Below are 8,783 nucleotides of genomic sequence, written 5' to 3'. Positions count from 1 at the left end.
CCCATCCGCTCCGACCGCGCAAACCTGAAAGCTGCCCTTCGCCAAATCGATCGCCAGCATGTTGATCGTAGTCGTCATTGGTGTGCCCTCCACTTGGTTCCCATGGAACCATCATGGATACGAGATGCCGCTGGGTGGGGGCATCCACCGCATCAGTTCAACTGGCCTGCCACGCCGGCGGATATTTCCGCTCAACGCACGGGTTTGTCTAATATACAATCGCCTTCTTATTCGACGGCGGTTACGGCCATTAGACAGAGACCCAACGCGTCGCCCGGTTTGAACGTTTCGACACCCTGACCCTTGCAACAGGCGCGACGGCACCTAGGACTGGTGCAGAACTGCACCCCCCTGCCCGTCGATCCCGTGCGGATCGAAACCATCCGCTAAACCTCGCAGGCTGTCGGACTTCGCAGAATAATTGTCACACACCATTGACTGCTGGCCGGATGGGTCTATGCGGGCATGGACAAACGTGAAGCCTCGCATGAGGGTGTGACCAGACAAAACCGGACGCCGGGGAAGGTCAGATGTTTGGACGTATTGAAACGGCCTGGGTGAATTTCCAGGCAAGCCCGTATTTCTGGGATGTCATCATGGCGGGCTGCCTGATGCTGACGGTGTTGGGGGTGCTCTGCTTCGTGGTCTGGCTGCTGGGCCTGCCGGGACGGATCGCGATTTCGCGCAATCACCCGGATGCCGAGGCGGTCTATACCATGGGGTGGGTCGGGTTCCTGGCGGTGGTGCCTTGGATCCAGGCCTTGATCTGGGCGTTCAAGCCCACCGACAAGATCGACATCCGGTACTTCCCCGACGAAGAACGCAAGCACGAACTGGAAGACCTGCAACGCCTGTCGCGCTTTGCCTATGGCCGTGATCTTCCCAAGGAACAGGTCGAGGCCCTGATGCGCCGGCTGGAAAACGAGACGGCGGCCGAGGCGGACAGGCGGGAGACGGGCAGCAGTCCCGATCCGACCGCGCCGCAATCGGACAAGCGGGAGATCTGATCGGTGTTTGCTGTCTTTGCGATGACGTTTGTCTATGCGCTGTTTGTCTGGATCGTCTTTTTCAAGTTCAAGTGGCTGCGGCTGACCCCGGTCTGGGGCGTTACCACGGTGTTCATCGGCCTGCATCTGACGCTGGTGCCGCTGGTCGGCATGCGCTTTGTGTCGCCGCTCAGCAACGATGTTCGGCTGGTGCGGCACACGGTGCAGATCATTCCGCGCTTGCCGCAGCCCACCACCGTCGAAGAGGTGCTGGTGACCGAGGGCCAGGCGGTGAAACAGGGCGATCCGCTGATCCGGCTGGATGCCCGCTTCTATCAATACCAGGTGGATGCCGCGACGGCGGCCGTGGCGGCGGCCAAGCAGAATGCGGTGGTGCTGCAGGAAGATGTCAAGGTCGCCGAGGAATCCGTGGCCCGCGCCCAGGCTGAATTGACCTACAAGCAGAGCCAGGCCGACCGCTACACCGGTCTGGCGGCGCAACGCGCCGCACCCGAGGCCGAGGCGCAGCGCTGGCAAACCGACGTGCTGACCTCGCAGGCCGAGGTGGCCGAGGCACAGGCGCAGTTGAAACGCGCGCAGGCGGCGCTCGACTCGCAGATCGACGGCGTCAACACCGGGGTGCTTGAGGCCGAAGCCTCGCTGAAACAGGCGCAGTTCTATCTTGACAACACCCAGATCCACGCGCCGGCAGACGGCAGCATCGTCAACCTGCAGGTGCAGCCGGGCATGGTGGCGGGCATCATCCGTGCCGGCGCCATCGCCTCGTTCATCGCCGACGACGATCCCTATCTTCTGGCCATGTACCGGCAGGAGAACCTGAAATTCATGAAGCCGGGGCAGAAGGTCGTCGTCGCGCTCAACCTCTATCCGGGCGAGACCTTTGACGCCACGGTCAAGGATATCTGGTGGGCCAGCGGCCGGGGCCAGATGCTGCCGTCCGGCCGCCTGCCCTCCTGGATCGACCTGCCGAACTATCCCGAAGGCCGCTACGCAGTGCAGATCACGCTGGATGATCCGCCGCCGCACATGCCGATCGGTGCCGAAGGGGCAGCACTGGTGCTGACCAACCCGGCCAATCCGTTCACCTGGGTCGGGCAGATCGCGCTGCGCACCTATTCCTGGAAGCGGTTCCTCTATCCGATGCCGTTCTGAGGCCAGACACAGCGGGAGCGCGCATGGACACCAAGATGACGCAAGAAGCAGGCAACCACATGGCACCATGGCACAGCGCAAACCAACCCGGGCATCCCGGATCGGACGGGGCCAACCGAGGGACTGCGCACCGGTTCAAGGGCTTGGGCACGCGGGCAATGGTCGGTCTGACCGTCGCGCTGGCGCTGGGGGGCTGCGAACTTGCGCTGGCACCCGAGCACACTGCGGTGCTGGACGACGCGCTGCCCGAGTCCACCGCGATCCCGGCGGCCTGGTCCAGCAAGGGTGCTGCCAGTTCGGCGGTGGGGGACCATTGGGTCGCCAGTTTCCGCGATGCCCGCATGACATCGCTGGTCAACGAGGCGCTGACCAACAACCGGGATCTGACAGCGGCTGCGGCGCGGGTACAGGCGGCGCTGCAAACCGCAGAAATCGCCGGTGCCCCGATCATGCCCTGGGTGGGTGCGTCTGCCGGATCGCACCAGATCCGCAATCTGGACGCGGATCGCACGCATCAGCACACCGGCGGCGCGATCGCGGTGTCATGGGAGGTGGATCTCTGGGGCAAGCTGCGCTCGGGCCAGGCGGCGGCGGTGGCCGATGCCGCTGTGGTGGCAAACGAAGCCGTCTGGGCCAGCCAGTCGATTGCGGCGACGGTGGGCCGGTCGTGGATCGCCTATATCGAGATCGGCCAGTTGCTGGCCGCCGCCGATGATGTGGTGGATCAATACGCCCAGCTTGTGTCGCTGGCGCAAAAGCGCGAAGCCGCGGGTGTGGTGTCGGACTTCGACGTGGTGCAGGCGCAGGGTCGGTTGAACGCCGCCAAGGCCGCACGGGTCGAGCTGCGCGCGCAGTCGAACGAGGCCGCCGCGGCGCTGGAAGTTCTGTTGGGGCGGTACCCGTCGCTGAAGCTGAAGCCCGCCAGTAGTTACCCGCGGATGCCCGGCACGCTCTCGGCGGGTCTGCCGCTGTCGCTTCTGGACCGGCGCCCGGATGTGGTGGCCGCGCGCGAGCAGGTGATCGCGGCCTTCTACAATGTCGAGGTGGCAAAGCTGACCCGGCTGCCGGGGATCTCGCTGACCGCGGCGGGAGGCAAATTGGTCGATCCCAGCCTGGCGCTGCTGGGCGCTGGCAACCCGGGGTTCCTGCAGATCGGTGTCGGGCTGCTGCAACCGATCTTCATGGGCGGCGCCCTGCAGGCCGACGTGGTGCGCATGACCGCCCGGCAGGCGGAAGCGACGGCGAACTACGGCCAGACGGTGTTGGAGGCCTTCGGCGAGGTCGAGGCGCGGATGGCCAACGAACAGTTGCTGCGGCAGGCGCTTGGCAGCTGGCAGGCGTCCTATGACGACGCGCAGGACGCCGTGCAACTGGGCGAGAAGGACTATGACGCGGGCACCATCGACATGATCGCGCTTCTCAACCTGACCGAATTTGCAATCGGTCGCCGCATCAACGTGATCCAGAGCCAGGCCGCCCTGCTGACGAACCGGGTCAACCTGTATCTGGCGCTTGGGGAGAACTTCTGAAGGCGGGACGCACGAAGCCCCGCTCAATTGTCTGAGGTCTCGGCCTCGGTCGCTTCGGGCGCTGGGGCTACGGGGATGCGGTCCGGCCAGACCCAGAACACCACCAGCTCGAAGAAGACCGCCAGCGCCACCGGTCCGACGAAGAGCCCCGGCAAGCCGAAGGCGATCATCCCGCCGAACACGCCCACGGCCACCACCAGCGCTGGGGTGGTGACGCCGGAGGACAGGGCGATCGGCTTCAACAGGTTCTCAAGCACGAAGATCGGGCTCATGGCGAGGCCAAACACCAAGGCCGCCGAAAAATCGCGGGTGATCCAGACCCAGGCCAGAACCGGATAGAGGACGATGCCGCTGCCGATCTGGACGATGGTCAGCACCAGAAGCAGCGCCGTCAGCAGCCCGGCATGGGGGATTCCCATCACAAGGGCGACGCAGCCGAAGACCAGTGCCTGGAGCATCGACACGCCCACGACGCCGCGCGACACGCTGCGGATCGTGGCCGCCGCGAGGGTCACGAAATCGGTGCCTTTCGGCCCGACGATCCGCATCCGGATGTCATGCAGGGCGGCCACCAGGCGCGGCGCCGGCACGAACAGGAAGCCCGAGGCCACGATGGCGATGGCAAAGACCAGCGTACTTCCGGCCAGGCCGAGGACGATGTTCAGCAGCCATTCGCTGGGCGCCAGCATGGTATGGCCATAGTGTTTCAGGAAGTCGCCGGTATTGGCGGTGGCCAGGGTCCAGAATTTCTCGATCTCCGGCCCCACGGTCGGCAGGCCGGTGATGGCCGCGGGCAAGGTCGTGAGGTCCAGCCTGCGGTCCCGCACCGCCTCGGCCATCACCAGCATGGAGTCGATGAGACTGGCACTGAGCAGGCCGATCGGCCCGAGGATCAGCGCCAGGCTGAGGCCGGTGACGATCCCGGCGGCGACGATGCCGCTGCCGACCAGGTGATCGCGGATCCACAAGAAGACCGGATAGAGGGTGACGGTCAGGATCACCGCCCAGATCATCACCGAGACGAAGGGATGCACCAGCGCGGCGATCACGACGATGAACAGGATCAGCAGCCCGATCCGGATCGTCAGATCGATGGCCAGCCGCTCCGGGCCGGGCCGTTCGGGGGGGCGGGGCGACGGGATCATGCGCGGGTCCGGCCTTGCCTCGGGGGACGGGGGGGGTGCACCGGGGCGGCCCGCGATCTCAGGCGCCGGCCTTGCGGTGCCGGGTCAGCCGCGCGCCGATCAGCAGCATGGCGATGGCCAGCAGGGCCACGATCAGCAGGACCCAGACGTATTGTTCGACAATCGCCATCCCGATGGTCAGCAGACCCAGCGCCAGCCCCAGCACGATCATGCGCCAGTTGCCGCGGATCCCGTCCAGCAGGGTGCCAAGGGTCAGGATGAAGGCACAGGTCAGCCCCACATCGGCATTGGCCATGCGGCCGGTGCTGACCAGCAGGAACAGCAGGTGGATGACCACCAGAACCGCCAGCCCGACGACCATTTCGACCACGGTGGTGCGGGAAACACTTGAGGATTGCGAATCGCTTTGAGTGTCCATGGTGGAAATCTCCTCTGGGTATTGAATTGGCCGGGGCCAGATCCGCCAACGAGAGCGTGAGCTTGTGCAGCCACTGAATGTTTGAAGAACTATCCGTGCCATCGCAACGGTCTGGCAAGGGGGCATTTGCGCGCCGATGGGTGACGTGCTCGTCGGGCAAGGAATGGCCCGCGGTGGTACAATCCGCAAGCGGCGCATCGCGGAGCAAACCTAGACCGCAGGCGCAAGCTGTATGGCGGGTTGGGATCCGACCAACGGAAGGAGCTAAAACGGCATCGAAAGGCCGCGCCGGACCTGATCTGCAAAACACACCACTTGATCTGACATTTCTGCTCTTTTGGAGCACAAGCCAGGAGTGTGGATCAATGACACGCATTCAGGAAAAGATCATCAAACCGAAGCTCGGGCTGCCGGAACTTGCCAAGCAACTCGGCAGCGTCAGCCAGGCGTGCAAGGTCAAGGGATGCAGCCGGAACAGCTTCTATCGGTTCGGGAAGCTCTACGAGCTGGGCGGCGAGGAGGCCCTGATGGATCTGTCCCGCCGCAAGCCGGTCCTGAAGAACCGGGTGCCGGAACATGTCGAGAGGGCCGTGGTGGAACACGCCATCGAAAACCCGGCGCTCGGTCAGAAACCGGCGACGTGGGAGCTTCCGCAGAAGGGCATCATGGTGTCTGCCTCCGGGGGGCGCTCGATCTGGCTGCGCAATGAGTTGGAGAGTGAGGCATGTGGCCGCCATGGGTTGGACCTGTCACGGAATTGTTCCGCTGCTTTGACTTGGTGTTTTGCCACAAAGGAGAGACACCATGGCATCGAGACCAACCCCGGAGTTTCGCGCTGAGGCAGTTCGCATAGCGCAGACCAGCGGCCTGAACCGCCGCCAGATTGCAGCCGATCTTGGCATCGGATTTTCGACATCGAGCCTCTGGATACAGAAAGACCGGCGCAACGCACCGACATGGTGTTATTGGCCCACACACGCGACCGGTTCCGCCTTTGTCTGGGCAGCTACGGAAGGCCACGAATGACCGAAGAGCTGAAGGAACTTGGCTTTGATGTCGGGCATCGCCGCATTGGCCGTTTGAGGCGACAAAACAGCATTGCGGTGAAGAGGAACAGTAAATTCAAGGCCCCGACCGACAGCAACCACAGCCTTAACATCGCCTCGAACCTGCTGGACGGCGACTTCAGCGCAGACTGCCCGAACCAGAAATGGGCTGGTGACATCAGCTATGTCTGGACGCACGAGGGATGGCTCTGTCTGGCGGTCATCCTTGATCTGCATTCCAGCCGCCTCATCGGCTGGGCCGTCGGCAATCGGATGAAACGTGACCTGGCGATCCGGGCCTTGAACATGGCCATCGCATTGCGGCGACCACCCAAGGACAGCATCCACCACTCCGACCGCGGCAGCCAATACTGCTCTCACGACGACCAGAAGATCCTGCGCCAGCACGGGTTCCGGGTGTCGATGAGAAGCACCGGCAATTGCTACGACAATGCGGCCGTCGGGACCTTCTTCAAGACGATCAAGGCCGAGCATCTGTGGCAGCGATCCTGGCCAACCCAACGGCCGGCAGAACTGGCCATCTTCGAATACATCAATGGCTTCTAAAATCCACGCCGACGTCACTCAGCACTCGGCTGGAAAAGCCCGCTGGCCTTCGAGCGAAAGGTCGCCTGGATGAGCCACCGGAGCGGCACGAAAACTTGACAGGGCTAGGTCCGCATTCCCGGCAAGAGCGATCCGGCCAAGGCGTTCCGCGACGGGCTGAGCCGCTGGCCCGCAGTCACGCTGGTCCTGGCAGACGGGCGCGTGGCCATTGACAACAATCCTGCCGAGCGCGCGCTGAGACCCATTGGCGTCGGAAGCCGGAACTGGCTGTTCGCCGGCCCCGACAGCGGTGGTGAACCCCTCGCCCGCGCCATGACCGTGATTGAGACCGCCAGGACAAACGGGCTTGATCCGCAGGCCTGACTGGCCGACGTCTTGGAGCGTATCCACGATCACATGAAAAACCGCCTGGCCGAATTGCGCCTTGGAACCGGAGCCCGACGGATCAGTCACGCAACGAGGCCGCGTGATGTCCGCAACGACCTACGTCTGCTCTATCACCCATGTCGCCAACCCGCTGAACGAAGACCCCGAACTCCTTGAAGCCAACGTCAACAACGACGACAACCTCTCCTGCGGCAACATTGTCAGCGTCCACATCGGAACAGACGACTACATCACGGCCCTGACCGACGAGGGCATCGACGAGTTGCGCGACATGCTGGCATCAGCACGAGGGTCCGTTGATACCTGTCACAGCTTGCTCAACAACTTCGCCGGAGACCCCGACATAATCGCCGGGATCAAGAACCAGTCGCCGCGGGAGAAATCTGGCGGTTACAATCATGCGCACTTTCACTTCCGATGAAGTCAGCGAGAATAATCTCAGTCAGGCCATCTCCGGGATCAAGTCCGGTCAGGCGGCATGAAGCGTGTCGGCTTTGCGGGTTCCGGGCGGATGGGCCCGCCGAATACGCATGTCTACGGTGTATGATCCAAGCGTCTGATGGTGCGATCCTATCCCGGGATGGCCCGTCGTACCTTCGGCTTTCAAGCCAGCGGAGCGCCGGCGATTGCCGGAACTTGACCCGATCACGGACGCTAAACTCAGAAATCTGGGGGGCTCTGCCTGACACGTGTTGACGACCAACAACCCCGACTCCTAACAGATATGCTAGCGTGTCGGCAGGAGGGCGACAGCCGTGACACCACCAGACCAAAGCAAGCCCGTGGAGGATCCGACAGACCTGGCCGAGCGCGGGCCGCGCGGGCGATGGATCGGGGTCGGCCTCTGGCTGGCGGCCTGCTGTCTTGCTCTGGGCGGGATCTGGACCTTCGAGCGGCACGCGCGGATCGCCGAACTGACCGGGCAGAGCGAACGGTTGCATGCGGTGGTCTCGCGCCGGACCGATCAGCACGACGCGCATATAACCGCCCTGTCGGCCGTTGCCGTCGCAGGCGCGGCGCAGCGGCCCGACCTGTTCCGCGAGGTTGCCGCGGCGGTCATGCGTTTCTATCCGCGGATCACCGGCGTCGCGCTGGTGCCGCTTGACGCCGAAGCGGAGGGCATCGAGATCGGCGCTGCCCCGGCCGGGTTGCAGGACCGTGTGCGGGCGGCGGCGCGCCAGTCGACGGGCGCGCCGGTGCTGGTCCCGATGCCGGCAGAGCGCGCCTATCTGATCGTCAAGCGCAGCCCGAACACCGATGCGGCGCGCTACGGTCTGGCGCTGACCATCGATGCCGAGAGGCTTCTTGAGGACGAGGCCGGGTCCCGGACGCAGCCCGCGGCCTCGGTCCGGCTGGCGATGCCGGACGGAACCCCGATCCTTTTCGAGGGCCAGGACACCGGGCCGCCGATGTTCGAGAAACCGCTGGCCAGCCGCACCCAGCCCCTACGCCTGCTGACCGCCACGGCGTTGCATCCCGGCGACCTGCTGCCGCCGGTCCGGGTCGCGCTGGTGCTGGCCGGGATCAGCCTT

At 64.4% G+C, this 8,783-nt stretch carries 6 protein-coding genes and 4 pseudogenes; 8 read left to right on the top strand and 2 right to left on the bottom strand.

Annotation, left to right across the window (positions count from 1 at the left end):
* Positions 1–530 precede the first annotated feature (530 nt).
* The 3 genes from AB0T83_RS19845 (at position 531) to AB0T83_RS19835 (ending at position 3,688) form a co-directional block, all read left to right on the top strand.
* A complete protein-coding gene (locus tag AB0T83_RS19845; protein ID WP_366194938.1) occupies positions 531–1,007 on the top strand; it encodes a DUF3302 domain-containing protein in 477 nt (158 codons plus the stop codon).
* A 3-nt stretch (positions 1,008–1,010) separates the two neighbouring features.
* Entirely contained in the window at positions 1,011–2,159 is a 1,149-nt protein-coding gene (locus AB0T83_RS19840) for an HlyD family secretion protein (protein ID WP_366194937.1), read from the top strand.
* A gap of 158 nt (positions 2,160–2,317) precedes the next feature.
* Positions 2,318–3,688, top strand: a complete 1,371-nt coding sequence (locus AB0T83_RS19835; RefSeq protein WP_366194936.1) for an efflux transporter outer membrane subunit — start codon at positions 2,318–2,320, stop codon at positions 3,686–3,688.
* A 23-nt stretch (positions 3,689–3,711) separates the two neighbouring features.
* Here the strand turns inward: AB0T83_RS19835 and AB0T83_RS19830 are convergent, their stop codons facing one another.
* Together AB0T83_RS19830 and AB0T83_RS19825 are read right to left on the bottom strand one after the other, a co-directional pair.
* Positions 3,712–4,833 (bottom strand): AI-2E family transporter, encoded by a 1,122-nt coding sequence (locus tag AB0T83_RS19830; protein ID WP_366194935.1) that lies wholly within the window; start codon positions 4,831–4,833, stop codon positions 3,712–3,714.
* Positions 4,834–4,891: 58 nt separating this feature from the next.
* Positions 4,892–5,251 (bottom strand): hypothetical protein, encoded by a 360-nt coding sequence (locus tag AB0T83_RS19825; RefSeq protein WP_366194934.1) that lies wholly within the window; start codon positions 5,249–5,251, stop codon positions 4,892–4,894.
* A 365-nt stretch (positions 5,252–5,616) separates the two neighbouring features.
* Between AB0T83_RS19825 and AB0T83_RS19820 the strand changes: the two are divergent.
* From AB0T83_RS19820 to AB0T83_RS19800, 5 genes and pseudogenes are all read left to right on the top strand, one after another.
* A pseudogene (locus AB0T83_RS19820) lies at positions 5,617–5,970 on the top strand (helix-turn-helix domain-containing protein); the annotation flags it as partial.
* 85 nt (positions 5,971–6,055) lie between these two features.
* Positions 6,056–6,963 (top strand): annotated as a pseudogene (locus AB0T83_RS19815) (IS3 family transposase).
* Positions 6,964–6,975: 12 nt separating this feature from the next.
* Positions 6,976–7,334 (top strand): annotated as a pseudogene (locus tag AB0T83_RS19810) (IS66 family transposase); the annotation flags it as partial.
* Entirely contained in the window at positions 7,334–7,672 is a 339-nt protein-coding gene (locus tag AB0T83_RS19805) for a hypothetical protein (protein ID WP_366194933.1), read from the top strand. The pseudogene AB0T83_RS19810 and the gene AB0T83_RS19805, both read left to right, overlap by 1 nt.
* 334 nt (positions 7,673–8,006) lie before the next feature.
* Positions 8,007–8,783, top strand: a pseudogene (locus AB0T83_RS19800) (hypothetical protein); the annotation flags it as partial.

The organism is Meridianimarinicoccus marinus, assembly GCF_040689105.1.
In the GTDB taxonomy this organism is placed as follows: Bacteria; Pseudomonadota; Alphaproteobacteria; order Rhodobacterales; family Rhodobacteraceae; genus Meridianimarinicoccus; species Meridianimarinicoccus marinus.
Note: the sequence above shows the minus strand (reverse complement) of the source record. Positions and strands in the feature narration are given on the sequence as shown.

What these genes read in the sequence shown, in the direction of transcription:
- AB0T83_RS19845 (WP_366194938.1), top strand. Translation starts at nt 531, where the DNA reads ATGTTTGGACGTATTGAAACGGCCTGGGTGAATTTCCAGGCAAGCCCG.
- AB0T83_RS19835 (WP_366194936.1), top strand. Translation starts at nt 2,318, where the DNA reads ATGGTCGGTCTGACCGTCGCGCTGGCGCTGGGGGGCTGCGAACTTGCG.
- AB0T83_RS19830 (WP_366194935.1), bottom strand. Translation starts at nt 4,833, where the DNA reads ATGATCCCGTCGCCCCGCCCCCCCGAACGGCCCGGCCCGGAGCGGCTG.
- AB0T83_RS19825 (WP_366194934.1), bottom strand. Translation starts at nt 5,251, where the DNA reads ATGGACACTCAAAGCGATTCGCAATCCTCAAGTGTTTCCCGCACCACC.
- AB0T83_RS19805 (WP_366194933.1), top strand. Translation starts at nt 7,334, where the DNA reads ATGTCCGCAACGACCTACGTCTGCTCTATCACCCATGTCGCCAACCCG.